Source organism: Streptomyces erythrochromogenes (genome assembly GCF_040684695.1).
Classification (GTDB): Bacteria; Actinomycetota; Actinomycetes; order Streptomycetales; family Streptomycetaceae; genus Streptomyces; species Streptomyces erythrochromogenes_C.
This window is the reverse complement of record NZ_JBFBGM010000001.1, coordinates 797,624-818,521: the sequence shown is the minus strand read 5'-3', so window position 1 is coordinate 818,521 and position 20,898 is coordinate 797,624. Positions and strand designations below refer to the sequence as shown.

The 20,898-nt window shown below is 74.9% G+C and carries 20 protein-coding genes; 14 read left to right on the top strand and 6 right to left on the bottom strand.

All coding sequences use genetic code 11. The features are described from left to right. The first annotated feature begins 91 nt into the window (after window positions 1–91). Together AB0O53_RS03520 and AB0O53_RS03515 are read left to right on the top strand one after the other, a co-directional pair. Complete coding sequence (locus AB0O53_RS03520; protein ID WP_365193016.1) at window positions 92–1,657, top strand: FAD-binding oxidoreductase; 1,566 nt, start codon at window positions 92–94, stop codon at window positions 1,655–1,657. Between the two features lie 12 nt (window positions 1,658–1,669). After that, the gene (locus AB0O53_RS03515) at window positions 1,670–2,881 is read left to right on the top strand and encodes a hypothetical protein (protein WP_365193014.1); all 1,212 of its coding nucleotides are present in this window, start codon (window positions 1,670–1,672) and stop codon (window positions 2,879–2,881) included. Here AB0O53_RS03515 and AB0O53_RS03510 read toward each other — a convergent pair. Then, window positions 2,835–3,227, bottom strand: a complete 393-nt coding sequence (locus AB0O53_RS03510; RefSeq protein WP_350989468.1) for a hypothetical protein — start codon at window positions 3,225–3,227, stop codon at window positions 2,835–2,837. The genes AB0O53_RS03515 and AB0O53_RS03510 overlap by 47 nt on opposite strands. 214 nt (window positions 3,228–3,441) lie before the next feature. On the opposite strand from AB0O53_RS03510, the gene AB0O53_RS03505 reads away from it, so the two are divergent. Both AB0O53_RS03505 and AB0O53_RS03500 read left to right on the top strand, forming a co-directional pair. After that, entirely contained in the window at window positions 3,442–3,624 is a 183-nt protein-coding gene (locus AB0O53_RS03505) for a hypothetical protein (protein WP_350989466.1), read from the top strand. A gap of 14 nt (window positions 3,625–3,638) precedes the next feature. Beyond that, window positions 3,639–4,025 (top strand): hypothetical protein, encoded by a 387-nt coding sequence (locus tag AB0O53_RS03500; protein ID WP_350989464.1) that lies wholly within the window; start codon window positions 3,639–3,641, stop codon window positions 4,023–4,025. A gap of 48 nt (window positions 4,026–4,073) precedes the next feature. On the opposite strand, the gene AB0O53_RS03495 is transcribed toward AB0O53_RS03500, so the two are convergent. Beyond that, window positions 4,074–5,021, bottom strand: a complete 948-nt coding sequence (locus tag AB0O53_RS03495) for an AEC family transporter (protein WP_365193012.1) — start codon at window positions 5,019–5,021, stop codon at window positions 4,074–4,076. An 83-nt stretch (window positions 5,022–5,104) separates the two neighbouring features. On the opposite strand from AB0O53_RS03495, the gene AB0O53_RS03490 reads away from it, so the two are divergent. The 4 genes from AB0O53_RS03490 (at window position 5,105) to AB0O53_RS03475 (ending at window position 9,698) form a co-directional block, all read left to right on the top strand. Further along, window positions 5,105–6,550, top strand: a complete 1,446-nt coding sequence (locus AB0O53_RS03490; RefSeq protein WP_365193010.1) for a sensor histidine kinase — start codon at window positions 5,105–5,107, stop codon at window positions 6,548–6,550. Next, window positions 6,547–7,227, top strand: coding sequence for a response regulator (locus AB0O53_RS03485; RefSeq protein WP_365193009.1), 681 nt, complete (start codon window positions 6,547–6,549; stop codon window positions 7,225–7,227). The genes AB0O53_RS03490 and AB0O53_RS03485 overlap by 4 nt, the downstream gene beginning before the upstream one ends. 141 nt (window positions 7,228–7,368) lie before the next feature. Continuing rightward, on the top strand, window positions 7,369–8,472 hold the full coding sequence (locus AB0O53_RS03480; protein ID WP_365193007.1) for an alpha/beta hydrolase: 1,104 nt from the start codon (window positions 7,369–7,371) through the stop codon (window positions 8,470–8,472). Further along, window positions 8,469–9,698, top strand: a complete 1,230-nt coding sequence (locus AB0O53_RS03475; RefSeq protein ID WP_365193005.1) for an acyltransferase family protein — start codon at window positions 8,469–8,471, stop codon at window positions 9,696–9,698. Before AB0O53_RS03480 ends, AB0O53_RS03475 begins: the two co-directional genes overlap by 4 nt. Before the next feature lie 113 nt (window positions 9,699–9,811). Here AB0O53_RS03475 and AB0O53_RS03470 read toward each other — a convergent pair whose 3' ends face one another. Next, window positions 9,812–10,234, bottom strand: coding sequence for a DUF350 domain-containing protein (locus tag AB0O53_RS03470; protein WP_266495891.1), 423 nt, complete (start codon window positions 10,232–10,234; stop codon window positions 9,812–9,814). A 94-nt stretch (window positions 10,235–10,328) separates the two neighbouring features. On the opposite strand from AB0O53_RS03470, the gene AB0O53_RS03465 reads away from it, so the two are divergent. Next, window positions 10,329–12,146: a GNAT family N-acetyltransferase gene (locus AB0O53_RS03465; RefSeq protein WP_365193003.1), complete on the top strand. Its 1,818-nt coding sequence runs from the start codon at window positions 10,329–10,331 to the stop codon at window positions 12,144–12,146. 22 nt (window positions 12,147–12,168) lie between these two features. Here AB0O53_RS03465 and AB0O53_RS03460 read toward each other — a convergent pair whose 3' ends face one another. Then, entirely contained in the window at window positions 12,169–14,238 is a 2,070-nt protein-coding gene (locus tag AB0O53_RS03460) for an AMP-binding protein (RefSeq protein WP_365193001.1), read from the bottom strand. A gap of 136 nt (window positions 14,239–14,374) precedes the next feature. Between AB0O53_RS03460 and AB0O53_RS03455 the strand changes: the two genes are divergently transcribed. Then, window positions 14,375–16,288, top strand: coding sequence for an ABC transporter ATP-binding protein (locus AB0O53_RS03455; protein WP_365193000.1), 1,914 nt, complete (start codon window positions 14,375–14,377; stop codon window positions 16,286–16,288). A 7-nt stretch (window positions 16,289–16,295) separates the two neighbouring features. Further along, on the top strand, window positions 16,296–16,682 hold the full coding sequence (locus tag AB0O53_RS03450) for a VOC family protein (RefSeq protein ID WP_350989447.1): 387 nt from the start codon (window positions 16,296–16,298) through the stop codon (window positions 16,680–16,682). Between the two features lie 115 nt (window positions 16,683–16,797). On the opposite strand, the gene AB0O53_RS03445 is transcribed toward AB0O53_RS03450, so the two are convergent. Then, entirely contained in the window at window positions 16,798–17,145 is a 348-nt protein-coding gene (locus AB0O53_RS03445) for a hypothetical protein (protein ID WP_350989445.1), read from the bottom strand. A 136-nt stretch (window positions 17,146–17,281) separates the two neighbouring features. On the opposite strand from AB0O53_RS03445, the gene AB0O53_RS03440 reads away from it, so the two are divergent. Continuing rightward, complete coding sequence (locus AB0O53_RS03440; RefSeq protein ID WP_350989443.1) at window positions 17,282–18,166, top strand: sigma-70 family RNA polymerase sigma factor; 885 nt, start codon at window positions 17,282–17,284, stop codon at window positions 18,164–18,166. Window positions 18,167–18,262: 96 nt separating this feature from the next. Further along, the gene (locus tag AB0O53_RS03435) at window positions 18,263–19,507 is read left to right on the top strand and encodes a hypothetical protein (RefSeq protein ID WP_350989441.1); all 1,245 of its coding nucleotides are present in this window, start codon (window positions 18,263–18,265) and stop codon (window positions 19,505–19,507) included. 9 nt (window positions 19,508–19,516) lie between these two features. On the opposite strand, the gene AB0O53_RS03430 is transcribed toward AB0O53_RS03435, so the two are convergent. Beyond that, the gene (locus AB0O53_RS03430) at window positions 19,517–20,239 is read right to left on the bottom strand and encodes a FadR/GntR family transcriptional regulator (protein ID WP_350989439.1); all 723 of its coding nucleotides are present in this window, start codon (window positions 20,237–20,239) and stop codon (window positions 19,517–19,519) included. 131 nt (window positions 20,240–20,370) lie between these two features. On the opposite strand from AB0O53_RS03430, the gene AB0O53_RS03425 reads away from it, so the two are divergent. Beyond that, complete coding sequence (locus tag AB0O53_RS03425) at window positions 20,371–20,892, top strand: gluconokinase (protein WP_350989689.1); 522 nt, start codon at window positions 20,371–20,373, stop codon at window positions 20,890–20,892. Window positions 20,893–20,898: the final 6 nt, after the last annotated feature.

Genomic DNA, 20,898 nt, shown 5'->3' with positions numbered 1-20,898 from the left:
CCGTTTCCGCGATGAGCCGTTCGGGGGTCAACGCGGTGCGCGTGGGACCCGCCTGCACCGGGATCCGGACGGACGGTGGCAGGAAGGAGGTATGAGCCTCCATCGGCGCCAGGTACTCGGCGGTGCTGCCGCGGCCGTCCTCGCCACCGTCGGCGCGGCCGCGTCCCGGGGCCCGGACTACGGCGCGCTGGCCCGGGGCATCGACGGACGGCTGGTGCTTCCCGGGGACCGCGACTACCCGGAGTCCAGGCGGCTGTTCCAGCCCCGCTACGACGCCGTCGCGCCGGCCGCGGTCGCCTATCCCGCGCACGCCGGGGACGTCGCCGTCTGCCTGGACTTCGCCCGCCGCACGGCCGTGCCGGTGGTGCCGCGCGGCGGCGGGCACGGCTACGCCGGCTGGTCCACCGGGGCCGGCGCCCTGGTGGTCGACACCGCGGCGATGGCCTCGGTGGCGGTCGAGGGGGACGGCGTACGGATCGGCGCGGGCGCCCGGCTCGGTGACGTGCACGCGGCCCTCGCGGCGCGGGGCCTGTCGGTCCCGACCGGGCTGTGCCCCTCCGTCGGCATCGCGGGGCTCACGCTCGGCGGCGGGCTGGGCCTCGCCTCCCGGGCGTACGGCACCACGGCCGACCGGCTGACCGGGGCGCGTGTGGTCACCCCCGACGGGACCGTGCGCGAGGTGTCGGCGGAGCGGGACGCGCATCCGGACCTTTTCTGGGCCCTGCGCGGCGGTGGCGGCGGCAACTTCGGCGTGGTGACCGAGTTCCGCTTCCGGACTCACGGCGCCGGCGACTGCGCCTTCGCGGAGCTCCACTGGCCGGCCGCCGCTTCCGCGGACGTCCTGCGCGGCTGGCAGCGCTGGCTGGCCGGCCTGCCGGACCCGTTCTGGAGCCAGGTCGAGTTCACCGTCGAGGCCGCGTCCGGCCGCGACCGCGGACCCGCGTCCGGCCCCGGGGCGGGCGACGCGACCGCCGCCGTTCCCTCGGTCCGGGTGGTGTGCCTCGACGGACGCACGGAACTGGAAAGGCAGTTGACGCGGCTGACCGACCTGGTCGGCGCCGCGCCGCGGGACAGCTGGACCGTCGTGCGCAGCCACGGGGACACCCTGCGGGCCATGTCCGGGTGCCTGGACCTGAGCGCCGCGGAGTGCCGGCTGCCCGGCACCCTGCCCGGCCGGGACCCGCGGGGACGGCTCGCCCGGCACTCCTACGCCGCCCGCTCCGACTTCTGGGCGGGCGCGGGGCTGCCGGACGCGGCGATCGGCGCGGTCCTGGACGCCGTCCGGCGGTACGGGGCCGACGCTCCGCGGGGCGGGCTCGGCGTGGTCCAGTTCGACGGGGTCTGCGGCGGCGCCGTGAACCGGGTGGCGGTGGGCGACACCGCCTTCGCCCACCGCGACAGCGCCTTCCTCGCCCAGTACCTCGTCCACTGGCCCGAATCCGCACCGGCCGCCGACGTGGCCCGGCACGAGGCCTGGCTCGACGGCCTGTGGCGGGACCTGCGCCCGTGGGCGAGCGGACGTGCTTACCAGAACTACATCGACCCCAAGCTCAGCGGCTGGCGCGAGGCCTACTACGGCCCGAACCTCGCCCGGCTGGAGGAGGTCCGGCGTACCCACGATCCGGACCGGCTCTTCCGTTTCCCCCAGGCCGTTTAGGGAGTGTCCGGCATGCGACGTACGTTGACGGTGGCCGCGGCGGCGGCCGCCCTGCTGGTGTCCGCGGGGCCGCTGCCCGTGGCCGAGGCGGGGGGCGTCGCCGCGGCGGCGGGCCGCTGGGGCGCGCACGAGGCGGAGTCCTTCTGGACGCCCGAGCGGATGGCATCGGCCCGTCCCCTGCCGCCGGGGCCCCCGGAGGCTCCCGCGGCACCACAGGCCCCCGCCGCGCCACGGCCTCCGGTGACGCCTGAGCAGCCTCCGACGCCTGAGATGCCCGTGCCGACCGTGCCGCCCGCCCCGGTTCCGCCGGTCCGACAGTTCCCACCGGGCCCGCCTGCCCAGCCGGTTCCGCCGGTCGCGGCGGCAACACCGTCCCCCGCCCCGTCCCCCACCCCCACCGTGTCCGCGCCCGTCACCCTCCCGGCGCCCGGCCCCGCACCGGCCCCGGCACCCGCCCCCGCACCCGCCCGTCCGACCCTCCCCCGGATCCCGGCCGCCGGCCCCGGCGTCGGGCAGGACTTCGGCGGTCTCCCGGTCGTCGGCCGGATGTTCCTCGTCAAGGGCGGCGGCTCCTACTTCTGCACCGCGAGCGTGGTCGCCTCCCCCGGCCGCAACCTGGTGATCAGCGCCGGGCACTGCCTGCTCGGCGCCGACACCCAGCAGGTGGCCTTCGTACCGCAGTACACGCGGGCCAAGCCGCGGCCGTTCGGCATGTTCCCAGTCGTGCGCACGGCGGCCGGACGCTCCAAGATCTGGATCGACCAGCGCTACCGCACCCAGGGCGTCAACCGCGCGGCCGCCCTCGACGTGGCCTTCGCCCAGATCGGGCCCGGCCCGAACGGACGGCGCGTACAGGACGTGGTGGGCGGCAACCGGCTGGTCACGGGCGCCGGTTACACGCACGCGCGGGCCACGCTGATCGGGCACCCCTCCACCGCCGCCCGGCCGCGCCTGTGCGTGAACCGGACGACGAAGTACACCAGCGCCGACGCCCGGATCCCGGGCTCGTTCCTGCGCATCGCCTGCACCGGCTACCCCGGCGGCACCAGCGGCGGCCCGTTCCTGCTGCGCCTCGACGGCCGCACCGGGACCGGCGACGTGGTGGGCGTGATCGGCGGCTGGAAGACGGGCGGTGACAAGCCCGACGTGTCGTACAGCTCCTACTTCGGCGCGGACATCAGGAAGTTGTACGAGAAGGCGGTTGCCGGGGCGAAGGCGCCGTAAGGGCGCGCACCCACCGCGTCCGGCGCGGGTTGCCCACCGACCGCGGGGTCGCCGGCAGCCCGTCGCCGGTCAGCAGTTCGGCGGGCGCGAGGCCGAGCCGGCGGCGCAGGTCCGCCAGGGCCGCGTGGACGGGCGCCAGGACCACCTCGGCGCCCGGCGCGGCGGACGCGAGGGCGTGCGCGGTGGTCTCGATCGCCTCGGCGGCATCCTCGGCCGCGGTGCGGCTCCACCCTCCGGGCGCTCCGGGCCCCCAGGGCGCGACGGTGTCGTAGAGGTGGCAGGCGGCATCGGCCGCGGCGTCGGCCCGTTCCCCGACGCCCGGCGCCGCGATGGTCGGCAGTTCCATACCGGCTCAACGAGCCGGTCCCGCCCGGGGGTACGTGGCCGCCCCCGCACTTGCCTCGATCCGCCCACGGGCCCGGTCCCCGCATGGCAGACTCTCGGAACAGCTCCTCGTCCGGCGATGCGGTGGGCGCGCGTGGACCTTCGGGCCCCGGGACACCGCCGCGGCCTCCCGCAAGCCGTCTCCCCGTCGCCCCTTTCCGATCAGGCAGGCATCCATGGGCAGGAACATCGCTGTCGGGGACCAGGTCACCGCGCTGGTCGACCTCGGCAGAGGGGTCACGAAAGGCACGCGCGGAACGGTCACTTCTGTGTCGTTCTTCCACGGGCTCGCCACGGTCCGCTTCTCCAACGGCGCCGAGATCCCTTCGGTCAGGCTGCACCAGATCACCCACGCCTAGGAGGTGAGGCCGCCATGCACGAGAAGCGGCCCGAGCCGGTGCGACCCACCCAGTGGCTGGCCTGGGCCGCGCTTCAGGTGTGGTTCACGCCGTTCGGGATCTACTCCTACGGGGACATGACGAAGCCCCCGTGGAACGTCGAAACCGGCTGGGCCCTGGGTTTCGCGGCCGTGCTGATCGCCATCCCCACGGTCTACGGCCTGGCGCTCACCGAGCAGTCCTTCGCACGCCGCCGCTACGACGAGCGGGTCCGGCGGAATCCCCCCGGCCCGTACGTACCGAGCTGCGAAGGGTGCAACGCGAGGCCGTGCTCCTGGAACACCCGGACCAGTGAGTGGATGGACACCTGCTCGGTCTGCCGGGGTGACCAGTACTTCGACAACGACCACATGATCGGCTGACGGTGCCCCGGCCGTCCGGGCTCGTCGAACGCTCGGCGAGCGGCCCGGTCAGGAGGCGATCGTCTGCAGCCAGAGGGGCAGCAGCACCAGCGCCACGAGCGAGGTCTTGATCACGACCGAGGCGGAGAGGCCCACGCCGACGTCGTAGCGCTGGGCGAAGATGAACAGGTTCTGCGGGGTCGGCATCGCGGCAATCAGCACCAGGTACGCCAGCCAGTCGCCCCGCACCCCGAAGAGCAGCCCGCACACCGCCCACGTCAGCAGCGGGAACGCCAGGCACTTGAAGGCGATCAGGGCGATCTCCTCTCGCGTGGTGCCCCGCAGGTGGAGGCCGGCGCCGCCGAGGTGGAGGCCGAGGGCGAACAGGGCCACCGGCGAGGCGCTGTTTCCGACGAAGGCAGCTCCGTCGAGGACCACGGCCGGGACCCGCACCGCGAGCAGGTTGAGCAGGATGCCGGCGTTGCAGGCGAGGACCAGCGGAGTGACGAGCGAGGCGCCGACGGCCCGGGACAGGCGCCGGCCGGGACCGCCCCCGTCGGGGCCGGCGCGGCCCAGCTCCATGAGGGCGATGACGACCAGGGACAGCACGCAGACCTGGAAGAGCAGGATCGGGAAGATCGGCGCGGCCGTCCCGAAGACGGTGATGAAGACGGGGACGGCGAAATAGGCGGTGTTCACCTGGACTCCGGCCATCACCCGCAGCGCCACCTCACGGGGTTCCCGCAGGCCTCGGGCGACCGCCACCGCGGCCACGGCCGCCACGGCGAGCGCCGCGGCCGCGGCGTATCCGCCTATCGCCCGCCAGTTGAACAGCGCGGCGAGGTCGCTCGCGTAGATGTTGCCGAAGAGGTAGCACGGCACCGCGAAGAGGAAGGCGTAGTCGGAGAAGGCCTTGGATGCCTCGGCCGGAACCACCTTGCGGCGGGCGAGGAAGACCCCGCCGCCGAAGGCCAGCAGCACCGGCACGAGCTTCTCCAGCGCGGCCGCCCCGCCCATGCGAACATCTCCCCCATGATCGACTGGTGTGCAGCCTACCCCTGCCCCCTTACGGGCCCGGCGGGGCATAGGCTGGTGCGATCATGAGCGACAAAGCCCGCGAACGGACCGGACGGCGCACCCCGCCAGGGGTCCCGGCACGCACCGCCGGCGCCCGTGGGGCCGGCGCCCTGGCACAGCTCGCCGCTGCCCTGCGTACGCCCGCCGCGTCGGCGCAGCCGCTGTTCGCACAGGCTCCCAAGGCCTGGCAGCGAGCACTGCCGTACGTCGTGATCGGCACCTTCGTGGTCTCGCTGCTGCCGACGACCATCACGGTGCTGGCCAACGACTACGGGCTGGACGGCGGTTGGTCGGGTGCGCTCGGGGTGGCGCAGACCGTACCCCTGCTCCTCGCGGTGACCCGGCCGCTGCCCGCATGGCTGCTCGTGCTGTTCGCCGACGCCGTCGGCGCCGTCCTGCTGGCCCAGGCCGACGAGGTGGCCGGGCACCCCTGGCCGTGGACGCCGATGGCCATCGTCGGCTACCTGGTGCTGATGGCCTGCCTGGGGCTGCGCGAGTCCATCCGGAACCTGGTCGGGGTATGGCTGGTGACCGGCGCGCTCGGTGCGGTGCTGGGCTTCTTCCAGCCCGCCGACACCTCGAACACCTCCGCGCTGCTCTTCGTGCTCGCCGGAATAATGCTGGCCCTGACGGGTGCGCTGCGCGGTCTGGGCGACGCGCGCCAGCGGATCGCCGAGCAGGAGAGCATCAGCGAGGCCGAACGGTCCCGGCGCACCCTGCTGGAGGAACGCGCCCGCATCGCACGCGAGTTGCACGACGTCGTCGCCCACCACATGTCGGTGATCACCGTGCAGGCGGATTCGGCGCCCTACCGGCTTCCGGGCATGCCCGATCCGGTGCAGCAGGAGTTCGCGGCGATCGCGGCAAGCGCGCGGGAGTCCCTCGGCGAGATGCGGCGGTTGCTGTCCGTGCTGCGGGCCCCCGACGGGGCGGGCGGCGCGGACGGCCCCGGCGGGGGCGGCGAGGGGGACCGCGCCCCGCAGCCCGGCATCGGCCGGCTCCAGCAGCTGGTGGAGGCGACCGTACGGGCGGGCCAGCCGGTGGAGCTGTCGCTGGCGGCCGGCGCGGCGGGCGCCGCCCCGCCGGCGGTGGACCTCTCGGCGTACCGGATCGTGCAGGAGGCCCTCGCCAACGTGGTGCGGCACGCACCGGGCGCACCCACCCGGGTCTCGGTCACGGCCGACGACGACGAGGTGCTCGTGCTCGTCGTCAACGGTCCCGCGGCCCGGGACGCGGTGGTGGAGCCGGAGGGGCCGGGCACGGGGCACGGTCTCGTGGGGATGCGGGAGCGCGTACGGTTGACCGGCGGGACGCTGGACACCGGGCCACTGCCCGACGGGGGCTTCCGGGTCGCCGCACGCCTGCCGCTGCACCCCGGTGACGGAAGCGCCGGCGGGAACGCGGCGAACGAAGCGGACCGGGCGAACCGGGCGAACCCTGTGAACGACACCAACGAGGAGCGCAGTTGACCATCCGCGTGGTCATCGTCGACGACCAGGCCATGGTGCGGGCGGGATTCGCCGCGCTGTTGTCCGCCCAGGCCGACATCGACGTGGTGGGCGAGGCCCCGGACGGGCGCCAGGGGGTGCAGGTGGCCCGCTCCACCCACCCCGACGTGGTGCTGATGGACGTACGGATGCCGGAGATGGACGGGCTGGCGGCGGCCCGGGAGCTCCTCGACCCGCCGCCCGGTGTCGTGCACCGGCCGAAGGTGCTCATGCTGACCACCTTCGACATCGACGACTACGTGTACGAGGCGCTGCGCGCCGGCGCCTCCGGCTTCCTGCTGAAGGACGCCCCGCCCGCGGACCTGATCGCGGCGGTACGGGTCGTCGCCTCCGGCGAGGCGCTGCTGGCGCCCTCGGTGACACGGCGGCTGATCGCGGACTTCGTCCAGCAGCGGCCGGCGCCGCGCAAGGACCCGGCGCTGCGGCTGAACGGTCTGACGCCGCGCGAGACCGAGGTGCTGGAGCTGATCGCGCGCGGGCTGTCGAACCAGGAGATCGCCGGTCACCTGGTCCTGGCGGAGCAGACCGTGAAGACGCACATCGGGCGGGTGCTGGCCAAGCTCGACCTGCGCGACCGGGCCCAGGCAGTGATCTTCGCGTACGAGGCGGGCCTGGTGCGCCCCGGCGACTCGGCCTGATCCGGGCGACCGGGCCGCCCGCGGCAGCCGTCTCCTCCACCCCCTACCGGGGTATGACATCCGACTTGGCTCCACGGTCCGACGCACGCGGCGGTGTCCCCTTCCTACCTTCCCCCTCGTCACGAGGAGAGGAGAAGGGGCATGCGCCGCTTCGGAAGGACGCTGGTCACGGCCGCACTGGCGGTGGCCGTCGTCGGGGGGACCGCCGGTTGGGCTTCGGGCGACAGCCAGTCGGCGGTCACCGGGCCGCCGCCCGGCAGCGCCGCCTGGCGGGCCGACACGGCGTACGGCAGGGCGCTGCCCGACCCCGCGACGGCGGCGCCGCGGGAGGTGGCCCGGTTCTTCGCCGGGCTGGACGACGCGGCGCGCACGGCGCTCGTACGGTCCCACCCGCTGGTGGTGGGCAACCTGGACGGGGCGCCGCTCCCCCTGCGGTACGAGGCCAACCGGCTCGCCGTCGCCGCCACGGGTGACGCGCGGTACGCCTCCCTGGCCGCGCCCGGCCGGCGGATCCTGGCCTTCGACCCGCGCGGCCGGGGCCAGGTCGCCGAGGTCTTCGGGGACCTGGAGCACGCCGCGCACGTGTCGGTGATCGTGCCGGGCTCCGACAACGACGCCGCCTCCCACGACGCCCGGCGCGCGCCGCACACCGGCCCGGCCGCGATGGCCCGGGCGCTGCGCACGGCGACCGGCACGCCCGCGGCCGGCGCGCCCGCGGCCGGCACGCCGACGGCCGCCCGCCCGGAGACCGACGGACCCGTGGCCGTCATCGCGTGGACCGGGTACACCACCCCGGTCGGCGTCGGCCTCGACGCGGCCGACGGACGGCTGGCCGCGGCCGGGGCGACCCGTCTGGCCCGGTTCACCGCGGGTCTCGACGCGGTCGGCGCGCCCGACCCGGTGCTGTTCTGCCACAGCTACGGCTCCGTGGTCTGCGGACTGGCCGCCCGGCACACCGACGCGAGCGACGTCGTGGTGTTCGGGTCCCCCGGCATGCGGGCGGACACCGCCGACGGCCTGCGCACCGGCGCGCGCGTGTGGGCGGCCCGAGGGCCCTCGGACTGGATCGCGGACGTGCCGAACGTCCGCTTCGCCGGTCTCGGCCACGGCGCCGACCCCACCTCGGCGGCCTTCGGCGCGCGCCGGGTGCCCGCCGCCGACGTACGGGGCCACGCGGGCTACTTCACGCCGGGTACGCAGTCCCTCCCGGCGTTCGCCGCGATCGCGAAGGGGGAGGCCCGGTGAGCGCCTCCACCCTGCCGGCACGGCTGCGCGAGACCGCCGAGCGGATCGACCGGCGGACCCCCGCCCACCGCGACCGGGCGGTCGACGGACTGCGCGCCCTGGCGCTGCTGGCCGTGCCGACCGGCCACTGGCTGCTCGGCGGTTTCACGCTCGACGGCGACGGCGGTCTGCACAACGCAAGTCCCCTGTCGGCCTTCGGCGCCCTGGCGCCGGCGAGCTGGGTGCTCCAGATGCTGGGCGTCTTCTTCCTCGTCGGCGGGTACGCCTCGGCGCTGTCCTACAGGCGGCGCCCGGGGTCGGCGGCCGCCTGGCTGAAGGGCCGGATCGTGCGCCTGGGCCGGCCCGTGCTCGGGGTCACGGCGGTGTGGGCGCTGGCCGCGCCGGTGCTGTACGCGGCCGGGGTGCCGGAGGCGACGCTGCGGACGGGCGCGACGCTGGTCGTGCAACCGCTGTGGTTCGTCGGGGTGTACGTGGTGGTCACCGCGCTGACCCCGTACTGCGTGCGGGCCGCGCGCCGGCTCGGCGGCTGGGCTGCGGCCCCGCTGATCGCCTCGGTCGCGGTCGTGGACCTGCTGCGCTACGGGCCGTTCGCGCAGTCCGTGCCGTCGTGGCTGGCGGTGCTGAACATCCTGCCGGGCTGGCTGTTCGCGTACCAGCTGGGCGTGGCCTGGGGCGAGCGGCGGATCGGCCGCCGCGGGGCCTGGCTGCTGCTGGCCGGCGGGGCGCTGCTGTTCGCGGCGCTGCTGGCGGTCTTCCACTATCCGGCGTCGATGGTGGGGGTGCCGGGTGCGGCGCGGACCAACTCGCACCCGCCGTCGCTGCTCGTACTGGCCCTCGCCTCGGCGCAGTCGGGCGCGGCGGTCCTGCTGCGGGACCGGCTGGCGCGGCTGCTGGCCCGGCCGGCCCTGTGGGCCCCGGTGGTCGTGGTCAACCTGTGTGCGATGACGATCCTGTGCTGGCACCAGACGGCGATGCTGGCCGCGGCCGTGCCCGCCTCGTTCGCGGGCGGGGTGGCCGGGCTGACGACGGCGCCGGACACCTTGGGATGGATCGCGGCGCGGGTGGCGTGGATGCCGGTGTTCGCGGTCCTGCTGGTGGGGATCGCCCGGTACGCGCGGCGGTTCGAGGCGCCGGCGGCGACGGGCCGGCGGGCGAACGGGCTGCGGCGTACGGTGGCGGCGCTGCTGGCGGTGGGCTTCGGAGTGTTCGCGCTCGGCCTGGCGTAGGGGTCGTCCGTGGCGCGGGGGCGGCCCGGCCCCGGCCGGGGCCGGGCCGGGAACGTCGAGAGCGCCGCTCCCCTGACGGAGCGGCGCTCTGGAGGTGTTCGGGTGCTCGCGCGTCAGGCGATCGAGGCGGCGACGATCGCGGCGACGGCCAGGTTGCAGGCGGAGGAGACCCAGACCGCCGGGTGGGGCTGCGGGTCGACGACGATCGCGCCGAGCTTGCCCGGGGTCACCAGGTCGAGCACCAGGAAGGCGACCGCCATCAGGACCAGGCCGAGGAGCCCGAAGGCTGCCGTCGACGCCAGGCCCTTGCCGAAGTCGTCGTAGGTGGTCCAGATCGACGTGAAGACGATGCCGCCGATGCCGAGGAGCGCCGAGCTGAGGAAGAGGGCCGCGTTGCGGTTGCGCTCTTCCCAGATCTGCTTCGGGAGCTTCCCGGGCGTCAGCACGTCCACGAGGACGATGCCGAGGATCAGCAGGACCAGGCCCAGGGCACCGTAGGCGCTGGTGCGGCCAAGTCCGTTGATGATGTCGCTCATTGAGAAGCCTGTCTCCGATGGGTGGGAAAATACCTGCCGTGGGGAGGCCGAATCTATCGCACGGCCTTCCGGCAGACCATGGGGAGGTCAGCGAATGGTAAAGGTCAGGGCCGCGCGGGCGGCCGAGGCGGAGGCCCTGACCGGGCTGGTGATGCGGTCCAAGGCGCACTGGGGTTACGACGCCGCCTTCCTGGCCGCCTGCGCCCCGGAACTGCGGATCCGGCCCGACGAGGTGAGCGCGCGCCGGATCGTGGTCGCCGAGGACCCGCAGGGGGCGGTCCTCGGGCTCGCTTCCCTGGAGGGCGCCGCCCCGCTGGCTACGCTCGGGCTGCTGTTCGTCGAACCGTCCGCCATCGGGCGGGGCGTGGGGCGGCTCCTGTACCGGGACGTGCTGCGGCGGGCCGTGGAGCAGGGCGTGCGCAGGCTGGTCATCGACTCGGATCCGCATGCCGCCGGCTTCTACCGGGCGATGGGCGCGATCGCGGCGCCGGCCGCGCCGCCGGGGCCGACCGCTGCCGCGGCCGCGGCGGCCCCTGCGGCGGACCGGAGCGGTCGTCTGGTGCGGTTCGAGGTGGCTCCGGCCCCGCTCGCCGACTGGGCACGGGCCTGGACCGGTGGCGGGCGAGCCGTGCACGTGGGCAACGTCGCCGAGTTCAACGCGCAGTTCGGCGACTCCTCCCTGGACCGCGAGCAGGCGGCCGCGCACCACTACGCCTGTCTGGCCGCCTTCTACAGCCCCTGCCCGTCCGCGCTGGTGCTGCCGAGGGCGGTGCCCGCCGGCTGGACGGACCTGGTCTGCCGACAACTGGGCTGGACCGGGGTCGAGGTGTACGACGGCCTGGTGGAGCGGGGCCCCGGGCTCGTGGACGCCGTACGGGCCCGGCCGGCGCTGGCCGCACGGCTGACGGGGGCCGGGGAGCCGCTCGTACCGTGGGGCCTCACCCGGCCGTTCGGGCTGCTGGCGGGCCGGCCGTGGCGGCCCGAGGACCTGCGCTACGAGTCGAAGGCCGCGGCGCACGGCCTGTTCGGGCGGGTCCTGGCGCAGGGCGGGCATCCCCGGATCGTGCTGCCCGCACAGGTCCGGACGACGACGCGGTGGTCGGCGGCGCGGCTGCTGTCCGCACGGGCACGGGCGGGCCGGAGCACCGTGCTGAAATCGGAGCACGGTGTCGGGGGTTCGGGGACGACCGTGGTCACGGCCGGGCAGGTGCGGGCGGCGGGCGGTGCCCGCGCCGTCCTGCGGCGGCTGCCGCGCGGACCGCTGCTGGTGGAGGAGTTCGTCGAGGGCCCGACGGAACCGGGCGCCGTCCGGGACCTGACGTACGACGGTTTCGTGGACGCGTCGGGCGGGGTGCACGAGGTGGGCGCGGCCCTGATGGACGTGACGGCGGGCGCCTACCGCGGAGCCACGGTGGGCCCCGGAGCGGTTCCCGACTGGGCACAGGGGCCGGTCCTCGCCTTCGGCGGGGCGGTGGGCCGGGAGCTGGCGGCGTCCGGCTACCGGGGCTGGTTCGACGTGGACTTCGTCGTGGAAGCCGCGGGGCGGCCGGCGCCGACCGAGACGAACCTGCGGCTGACCGGCCCCTCGGTCGCCTTCATGGTGGAGGCCCGGCTCGACGCGCTGCGGGGCGCGGGTCACCTCGTTCGGATCGCCGACCGGGTGGAGCTCGGGGCGCGGCTGCCCGAGGCGCAGTTGGACGAGCTCTGCGCGGACCTGGCCCGGGCGTGCGCGGGCCTCGGGGCGGTGTTCGTCCCCGCGATCCCGACGGGAGCCTTCGATCCGGCCCCCTGGCTGGGAGTGCTGGTGGCCGCGCACAGCCTGGAGGCCCTGGACGCGGCCGAGGCGCTGGTCCGCTCCGGGGCGGCGGCCGTCGGCGCGATGTTCGACGCCCCGGCGCCCGCCGCCCCGTGAGCAGGCCGCGGCCGGCCGGTGGTCAGGTCCTGTCCTCGAAGTCGAAGGGCGAGTCCGGCTTGCGGGCCAGGTGGACGGCGACGACGAGGCCCGCGATCATCAGGGGGATGTTGAAGGTGTAGACGAGGAAGGCCTGGAGGGGCCAGTCCTGTTTGGCCGCCAGACGGTAGGCGTTGTCCTGCGGCCACCAGGCCAGCAGGAGGTAGCTCGCGGCGAGGTGGACGGCCCTGATGCGGCCCGGGTGCCGGCCGCGTTCGCGGCGTTCGATCAGGCGGTGGCCGGTGAACAGGAAGGCGAGGCCCGCGCCGAAGGCCAGGCTCTCGGCCACGTAGAGCAGGAAGAAGAGGGCCGCCCACGGCTGGGGCACGGCGGAGAGGTCCGTGGATCCGGGCCACACGAGATCGGTCAGCACCAGGGTGAGGAAGGCGAGGACGATCGTCAGGCATCCGGCGGCGTAGGCCCGGCCGCCGTCCGGATCGCCGACGTGGGCGGCCGCCCGGGCGAACTTGCTGCCGTGCGGGGCGGGGCGTTCGGAGACGGGTTGTGTGGGCAGCGGCAGGGCCGAGCGGTCCTCCTGTCCGCCCCGCTTGCGCGGCAGGGTCCTCAGCCGGACGAGGATGGTCGGCGTCACTTCCTTGAGGACGACGCCGGCGAGGTGGTTGCGCAGGCCGTAGACCTCGGGCAGGGGCGCGGAGGCGTCCCAGGCCGGGTCGCCCGGCGGCGGGGACACGTAGGCCACGATCCGGCGCTCGCCGTGCTTGCCGATGCCGTCCACGCCGGCGACGAGGGCGGCGCCGATGCCGGGGTGGGTGCGGATCGCCGCCTCGACGGGGTGGGGGTCGAAGGAGCCTCCGTGCAGGGGGATCCGGTCCCGGATCCGGCCGCCGTACTCCAGCAGGCCGTCGGGGCGGAGCACGCCGAGGTCGCCGGTGGGTATCGCGTCCCCGCCGCCGGGCGGGGTGAGGTGGATCTCCCCGCCCCGCACGTGGACCTGGCATCCCCCGAAGGGGGTGCCCAGCAGGGAGAGCCGCTCCGGTTCGGCGACGGGGGCGGGCAGTTGGGGAAGTTCGAAGCAGGTGCCCGCTCCGGCCGTCTCGGCGAGGCCGTAGACGTCGAGGATCCGTACGCCCGGGCGCAGGCGGACGTGCAGGGCGTCCAGTTCGTCGAGGTGGAGGCGGTCGCCGGTGACGGTGGCCAGCCGCAGCGAGCGCAGCCGCCGGGGGCCGGTCCTGCGGTCCGCGGCGGTGGGCCTGGGGCCGTCGATCACCAGCGCGGCGATGCCGGCGGGGTCGGAGTGCAGGACGGTGACCTGCTGGTTCTCGACCGCTGTACGGACCTGGTACGAGTTCTCCGTGCGCCACGAGGCGTCGGGCGGCAGGACGAGAGCGCCGCCCGTGCACAGGACGCGGGTCCAGCCGGCGGCGAAGGCGGTGACGTCCGGGCGGGCGGTGATGAGGTGGCGGTCCTGCGGAGTCGGCCGGGCCAGTTCGCTCCAGCCCTCGTGGGCGGCGAGCAGTACGGCGTGGGTGACGGGCACGGGCCGCGGGTCGGCGCCGGCCGTGAACAGGACGGCCGCGCGGCCGTCGGCCGGCGCGGCGCGGCCGTCGGCCGCTTCCGCGAGGTCCGGCGCGTAGCCGGGCCGGGCTGCGATCTCGGTGGCGTCGTCGTCGGTCCGGATCGCGCGCAGGCCCGAGGCCGTGTCGAGGGCGGCCCGGTGGGGCGAGTGTGTGAGCAGCGCGAAGGGCGCCAAGGGGGCGAGTGCGAGCAGTTGTTGCCGCCCGGTGCGGGGCGTTTCGGCGTCGACGACGGCGTAGGACCCGCCGGCCTTCAGGACGGCGAGGATCGCGACGACGAGCTCGTCGTGGCGGGTGGTGCCGACGGCGACGAGGCCACCGGGCGGCAGGCCGCGGGCGAGCAGGTGGTGCGCCAGCCGGTTGGCCCGGGCGTCCAGTACCCCGTAAGGGAGTTCGTGCTTCGGGGCGGCCATGAGGGCGGGCGCCTCGGGTGCCTCCCGCACCCGGCGCTCGAAGTGGTGCAGGACGGTGTCGGTGGTGTCCTCGGCGAAACGGACGGACTCGGATCCCTGCGTCATGGACCGATGATGCCACCGGGCACCGACAGGGGAGGAGCCCTCGAAGTCTCGTGCGAATGACCGGAGTTGCTCCGGTCGGGGGGTCCGGAGCCGAATCCTTGACCTCAAGTTTGGTCGAGGTCCTAGCGTTCGGGTCATGGACATGGAAGTCACCGCTTGGACATCGCTGCACAGCGCGATCACCGCACAGCAGGACCGCCGCCCCCTCTCCCGGGACGGTCTGCGCCGCGTGGCCGCCTTCGCCCGCCCGCACCGCCGCGGGCTCGTGCTCTTCCTGCTGCTGAGCGTGGTGACCGCCCTGCTGGCGGTGGCCACCCCCGTGCTCGCCAGCCGGGTGGTCACCGCCATCGTGGACGGCCGGGACAGTGGTGCGGTGACCCGGCTCGCCCTGCTCATCGCGGTGATCGCGGTCGCGGAGGCCGGGCTGGGGCTGCTGGCCCGCCGGCTCTCCGCCACCCTCGGCGAGGGGCTGATCCTGGATCTGCGGACGGCGGTCTTCGACCACGTGCAGCGGATGCCGGTGGCCTTCTTCACGCGTACGCGGACCGGGGCCCTCGTCAGCCGCCTCAACAACGACGTCATCGGCGCCCAGCGGGCCTTCGCCAACACCCTGTCGGGGGTGGTCGGGAACACCGTGACGCTGGTGCTGACCCTCACCGTGATGCTGAGCATCTCCTGGCAGATCACCCTGCTGGCGCTGGTGCTGCTGCCCGTGTTCGTCCTGCCGGCCCGCCGGACGGGGGCGCGGATGGCGGCGATGCAGCGGGAGGCGTCGGCGCTGAACGCGGCGATGGGCACCCAGATGACCGAGCGGTTCTCGGCGCCCGGCGCGACGCTGGTCAAGCTGTTCGGGCGGCCCGCCGAGGAGTCCGCGGAGTTCGCGGTCCGGGCGGCGCGGGTGCGGGACATCGGGATCCGTACGGCGATGGCCCAGTCGGCCTTCATCACGGCCCTCACCCTGGTCTCGGCCCTCGCCCTGGCACTCGTCTACGGACTCGGCGGGTACTACGCGCTGCGCGGGACCCTGGACGCCGGTTCCGTGGTCGCCCTCGCGCTGCTCCTGACCCGGCTGTACGCGCCGCTGACCTCGCTCGCCGGTGCCCGCGTCGAGGTGATGAGCGCTCTGGTGAGCTTCGAGCGGGTCTTCGAGATCCTCGACCTGAAGCCCCTCATCGCGCAGAAGCCCGACGCCCGGCGGGTACCGGAGGGTCCGGTGTCCGTGGAGTTCGACCGGGTGTCCTTCGGCTACCCGGCCGCCGACAAGGTCTCGCTCGCCTCGCTGGAGGAGGTCGCCACGCTCGACACCCGCGGCGGTACGCAGGTCCTGCACGAGGTGTCCTTCCGCGCCGAGCCCGGCCGGATGATCGCCCTGGTGGGCTCGTCGGGCGCCGGCAAGTCCACCATCGCGCAGCTGCTGCCGCGGCTGTACGACGCCGACGCGGGCGCGGTCCGGCTCGGCGGGATCGACGTACGGGACCTGACGGCCGACTCGATCCGCGAGACGCTCGGCATGGTCACCCAGGACGGGCACCTCTTCCACGAGTCGGTGCGGGCCAACCTGCTGCTGGCCCGGCCGGACGCCACCGAGGAGGAGATCTGGGAGGCCCTGCGCCGGTCCCGGCTGGACGGCCTGGTCGCCTCGCTCCCGGACGGCCTGGACACGGTGGTCGGGGAGCGCGGCTACCGGCTGTCGGGCGGCGAGCGGCAGCGGCTGACCATCGCCCGGCTGCTGCTGGCCCGGCAGCGTGTCGTGGTCCTCGACGAGGCCACCGCCCACCTGGACTCGACCTCGGAGGCGGCGGTGCAGGAGGCTCTGGGCGAGGCCCTGGCGGGCCGGACGGCCGTGGTGATCGCGCACCGGCTGTCGACGGTGCAGGCGGCCGACCTGATCCTCGTGGTGGAGGACGGCCGGATCGTGGAACGCGGCACGCACACCGCGCTGCTGGCGGCGGGCGGCCGCTACGAGGAGCTGTACCGCACGCAGTTCGCCGCGGCGGACACGCCCGCCGGCACGGAATCCGACGGCGCGGCACCGGTGCGGGGCGCATGATGCTGTGATGGACATCAAACTGGAACTCGTCGCCGTGCCCGTCACCGATGTCGACCGGGCCAAGGCCTTCTACGAGAAGATCGGCTTCAACGCCGACCACGACGTCACCGTGAGCGAGGACATCCGGTTCGTGCAGCTGACCCCGCCGGGGTCGGCCTGCTCGATCGCGATCGGCAAGGGCCTCACCCGCATGACGCCGGGTTCCCTCGACAACATGCAGGTCGTCGTCACCGACATCGAGGAGGCGTACGAGGACCTGCGCGGCCGGGGAGTCGAGGTGACGGAGATCCAGGACCTGCCGTGGGGGTCCTTCGTCTACTTCTCCGACCCGGACGGCAACGGCTGGGCGGTCCAGCAGACCACGCCGCGCAAGTCGGCCGAACCCGGCGCGTGACGCCGGCCGGCCGCGGCCGGCGTCACTGCCCGCGCCGCACGGTGCGGGCAGCGCCGTGCGGCAGGGCCGGGCGGGTCTGGCGCGGTCAGGCTTGGTCAGGCTCGGTCCGGCGCGGTCAGGCCCCGGCTGCGGCGTGGTGGTGGTCGAGCTCCCAGGCGTGGTGCTTGAACTCGTGGCGGAAGTCGGCGTGGTCCTCCCACTGGCGGGCGATGCCGCGCAGCACGTCCCAGTGGTGCTCGACGGACTGGTCGATGACGCGGCGCACGGCCGGTTCGGCGGATTCCCGCTTCTCGATGAGGCCCTTGACGGCCGAGGCCTCCAGGACGGAGTTGCGCAGCGCGCGCAGCGCACGGGAGGTGTCGTCCATGGAGAAGCCGTGCTCGCTGCCCGTCGCCTCGTCGAACAGCGGGGTGAGCCGCGCCTCGATGAAAGCGGTGATCCGCTCGAAGTGCTGCACGTCCATCGGGGGCTTCCTCTCCTGCCGGACCACCGCGTGGCCCGGCGTCTCCACTGCTGGTGCCGTTCGCGGCCATTATGGCCGACGCTCCTTCCCGGTGATCTATTTTGAAGATCCACTACGAGGAGGGGACGTGGTACGGGTGGACGGGCGTACAACGCTGGCGGAGCGGTTCGAAGAGCACCGCTCTCATCTCAGGGCGGTGTCCTACCGGATGCTGGGCTCGCTCTCCGAGGCCGACGACGCCGTCCAGGAGGCGTGGCTGCGCCTGGACCGCTCCGACGTCGGGGAGGTCGAGAACCTCGGCGGGTGGCTGACCACGGTCGTGTCGCGGGTGTGCCTGAACATGCTGCGCTCGCGCGGGACCCGGCGCGAGGACCCGTGGGAGGCCCGCTCCACCGAACTCGCCACCGGCCGTGAGGACCGTGTCGACCCCGAGCAGGAGGCCGTGATGGCCGACTCGGTCGGGCTCGCGCTGCTGGTGGTGCTCGACACGCTGACGCCCGCCGAACGCCTCGCGTTCGTGCTGCACGACCTGTTCGCCGTGTCCTTCGACGAGATCGCACCCCTGCTCGGCAAGACCTCCGCCGCCACCCGGCAGCTCGCCAGCCGGGCCCGCCGCAGGGTCAAGGGGGCGCCGCTGGTGTCCGGGGCGGACCTGACCCGCCGGCGCCGCGTCGTGGAGGCCTTCCTCGCCGCCACCCGCGGCGGCCATTTCGACGACCTCGTCTCGCTGCTCCACCCCGATGTGGTGCTCCGGGCCGACCGGGCCGTCGGCCCCACCCCGAGGCCGCTCGTCGTCACCGGGGCGGTCACCGTCGCCAAGGGCGCCATGGCCGCGATGCAGCGGGCACGGTCCACGCAGCCGGCGCTGGTGGCCGGCACGGTGGGCCTCGCGATGGCTCCGCTGGGGCGGCTGTCGCTGGTACTGGAGTTCACCGTCGAGGAAGGCCTGATCACCGGGATCGACATCACGGCGGAACCGGAGCGCCTCGCCGGACTGGAACTGGCCGTGCTCGACGCCTGAGGCCGCGCCCGCCCGCCCCGCCCAGGAAGCGGCCGTAGCGATTCCGTGCCGCGGCCGCACCTTCTGGGCCCGGCACGGCGCTCCCATACTGGCGCCGTGACCGACTTCGTCAAGCACCTGCCCCGGGCATCGATACCCGAGGGCGCGGTCCGGTTCTGGGACGTCGACGACGCCCGGCGCTGGCTCGGCGTCCGGGTCCCGGCCGCTTTCGCACCCGTCCGCGGAGCCTGGCTCCTCGGCGCTACGGTCGTCCTCTCCCTCGTCCTGACGTCCTGGAACGGCGCGCAGCCCGCAGGGCTCGGCGCCGTCCGTCCCGGCCCGGCCGGCTACGGCCTGGCCGTCCTGCTGGCCGCCCTGCCGCTGTGGTTCCGGTACCTGCCCGCGGCCGTCCTGGCCGCCGCTCCCGTCCTCGCCGCGGACGCCGCCGTCGCCGCGGCCCGCGCCTCCGGCGTCGCGGGCAGGACCGGCCGGGTCCTGGCCGTCGCCTGCTGCGCGTGGGCGTTCACCGGGGCGCTGCTGCGGCTGCGTGCCCGCCGCCGCCGGCGCGCGCTGTCCCTCGCCGCCGCCGGCCCGGCCCGGTTCCCGCTGCCGTCCCCGCTCCCGGACGCGCACCGGCGCCGCGGTCTGACGGGGCTCGTCCTCGGGTGCCTGTGCTGTGCCGCGGCCGCCGCCCTCGCGGGCACGGGGGCCGGGCCCGACCCGTACGCCCCGTCGGGCCGTCAGGTGGCCGCCGGGGCCCTGCTGATCGCCGGCTCGGCACTGCTGGGCCGGGGTGCGGGCAGCCGCCTGGCGGCGTGGCGGGTGCACGCACGTCCGCAGCCCGCGCTGCTGGTCGGCGTACGCAAGGACCCGTCGGGGCACCTGTGGCTGTACCCGGACGCCGCCACCCGCAGCGCTCCCCCGCTGATCTGCCTGTCCGGGACGGCCCGGAACTCCCGCACGGGGCGGCGCACGCTCTTCGCGGGCTCCGAGCGGAGCCTGCGCACGACGCACCACGACGTCGACCTCACGGCGGAGCCGGTCGAGGCCGTCCTGTACGGCGTCGTGCACGAGGGGGCCGAAGTGGTCCTGGAATGCGCCGTCTACGAGGGCGGCACCCGGCTCGTCCCGCAGGTGACCGCCGCCCCGCTGCTGGTGCGCCGCCGCCACGCGCCGGCCGGCTGGCAGCCGTCCACCGGGTCCTTCCGTGAGCGCGTACGGGAACAGCAGCGCCTGGCGCGCGAGTTGCAGGCGGAGCGGGACCGCGAGCGCAAGGAGTCGCGCGGCTCCGACACCGCGGCGGCCGGCTGCGGCGGCGGCGACTGCGGCGGGGGCTGCGGCGGTTGTGGAGGGTGCGGCTGACACGCGCCCCTACGGCGCGAGCAGGACGTCCAGTTCCTCCAGGGCGCCCTCGGCGATCCGCCGGGTCAGCGCCTCGGCGCGGGCGGCGTCGCCCTCGCGCACCGCCTCGGCCACCTGGACGTGCAGGGTGACGGCGGCGGGGTCGGGGTCGTGGAACATCACCTCGTGCTCGGTGCGCCCGGTCAGCACCTCGGCGACGACGTCCCCGAGCCGGGCGAACATCTCGTTCCCCGAGGCGTTCAGCACCACGCGGTGGAACGCGATGTCGTGCCGCAGATAGTCCTCCAGCCGGTGGCCGCGCGAGGTGCGGACCATGCCCAGGGCCGCGGCGGTGAGCTCGGCGCAGTGCTGCGGCGTGGCCAGCCTCGCGGCGAGCCCGGCCGCCACCGGCTCGATCGCGGAGCGCAGCACGGTGAGGGAGCGCAGCTGCCGGGGCCGGTCGGGGCCGGCCAGCCGCCAGCGGATCACCCGCGGGTCGTAGACGTTCCACTGGTCGGTCGGACGCACGGTGACGCCGACCCGGCGGCGGGACTCGACCAGGTGCATCGACTCCAGCACGCGGACGACCTCGCGCACCACCGTGCGGGACGCGTCGAAGCGTTCGGCGATCTCGTCGGTGCGCAGGACGCTGCCGGGCGGGTACTCCCCCGCGGCGATCGCGAGGCCGATCGTGTCCAGCACATGGGAGTGGAGGCCCTGGCCGGGACCGCTTCCGGCGGCTTCGGTGGTCATGGCGCAAGCGTACGGTGACGACCCCTCGGGCAAAAGATGTGATGTATTCGACCTGGGGCTTGAATACGTAGTACTTAATGCGCTTCAGTGGTGCCGCACGAACCGATGTCGACGAGGACAGCGAGGTGGACGTGAGCACCCAGCGCGTCATTGTGGTGATGGGCGTGGCCGGCACGGGCAAGACGACCGTGGGCCGGCTGCTCGCGGAACGGCTCGGCCTTCCCTACGCGGAGGGCGACGCCTTCCACCCGGCGGCCAACGTCGCCAAGATGGCGGCCGGCCACCCGCTGGACGACGCGGACCGGTGGCCCTGGCTGGATGCCGTCGGCGAGTGGATCCGCAACCGCGCCGGGGCGTGCGGCGGCGTGATCGCCGCGTCCTCGCTCAAGCGCGTCTACCGCGACCGGCTGCGCGCGGCGGCCCCCGGGGCCGTCTTCGTGCACCTCACCGGGGAGCGGCCGCTGGTCGAGGAGCGGATGGCGGCGCGCAAGGGCCACTTCATGCCCACCACCCTGCTGCAGTCGCAGTTCGCGACCCTGGAGCCGCTCCAGGACGACGAGCTCGGCGTCGCGGTCGACGTGGCCGGCTCACCGCAGGACGTCACCGAGCGGGCCCTGGCCGCGCTGGGCCGGCTCTGCCCGTCCGAGAGCTGAGGGAAC

Excerpts from the sequence above, each read along its gene's own strand:
- AB0O53_RS03460 (WP_365193001.1), bottom strand. The coding sequence starts at position 14,238 with ATGACGCAGGGATCCGAGTCCGTCCGTTTCGCCGAGGACACCACCGAC.
- AB0O53_RS03520 (WP_365193016.1), top strand. The coding sequence starts at position 92 with ATGAGCCTCCATCGGCGCCAGGTACTCGGCGGTGCTGCCGCGGCCGTC.
- AB0O53_RS03465 (WP_365193003.1), top strand. The coding sequence starts at position 10,329 with ATGGTAAAGGTCAGGGCCGCGCGGGCGGCCGAGGCGGAGGCCCTGACC.
- AB0O53_RS03445 (WP_350989445.1), bottom strand. The coding sequence starts at position 17,145 with ATGGACGTGCAGCACTTCGAGCGGATCACCGCTTTCATCGAGGCGCGG.
- AB0O53_RS03470 (WP_266495891.1), bottom strand. The coding sequence starts at position 10,234 with ATGAGCGACATCATCAACGGACTTGGCCGCACCAGCGCCTACGGTGCC.
- AB0O53_RS03480 (WP_365193007.1), top strand. The coding sequence starts at position 7,369 with ATGCGCCGCTTCGGAAGGACGCTGGTCACGGCCGCACTGGCGGTGGCC.
- AB0O53_RS03495 (WP_365193012.1), bottom strand. The coding sequence starts at position 5,021 with ATGGGCGGGGCGGCCGCGCTGGAGAAGCTCGTGCCGGTGCTGCTGGCC.
- AB0O53_RS03515 (WP_365193014.1), top strand. The coding sequence starts at position 1,670 with ATGCGACGTACGTTGACGGTGGCCGCGGCGGCGGCCGCCCTGCTGGTG.
- AB0O53_RS03500 (WP_350989464.1), top strand. The coding sequence starts at position 3,639 with ATGCACGAGAAGCGGCCCGAGCCGGTGCGACCCACCCAGTGGCTGGCC.
- AB0O53_RS03430 (WP_350989439.1), bottom strand. The coding sequence starts at position 20,239 with ATGACCACCGAAGCCGCCGGAAGCGGTCCCGGCCAGGGCCTCCACTCC.
- AB0O53_RS03490 (WP_365193010.1), top strand. The coding sequence starts at position 5,105 with ATGAGCGACAAAGCCCGCGAACGGACCGGACGGCGCACCCCGCCAGGG.
- AB0O53_RS03510 (WP_350989468.1), bottom strand. The coding sequence starts at position 3,227 with ATGGAACTGCCGACCATCGCGGCGCCGGGCGTCGGGGAACGGGCCGAC.
- AB0O53_RS03505 (WP_350989466.1), top strand. The coding sequence starts at position 3,442 with ATGGGCAGGAACATCGCTGTCGGGGACCAGGTCACCGCGCTGGTCGAC.
- AB0O53_RS03455 (WP_365193000.1), top strand. The coding sequence starts at position 14,375 with ATGGACATGGAAGTCACCGCTTGGACATCGCTGCACAGCGCGATCACC.
- AB0O53_RS03450 (WP_350989447.1), top strand. The coding sequence starts at position 16,296 with ATGGACATCAAACTGGAACTCGTCGCCGTGCCCGTCACCGATGTCGAC.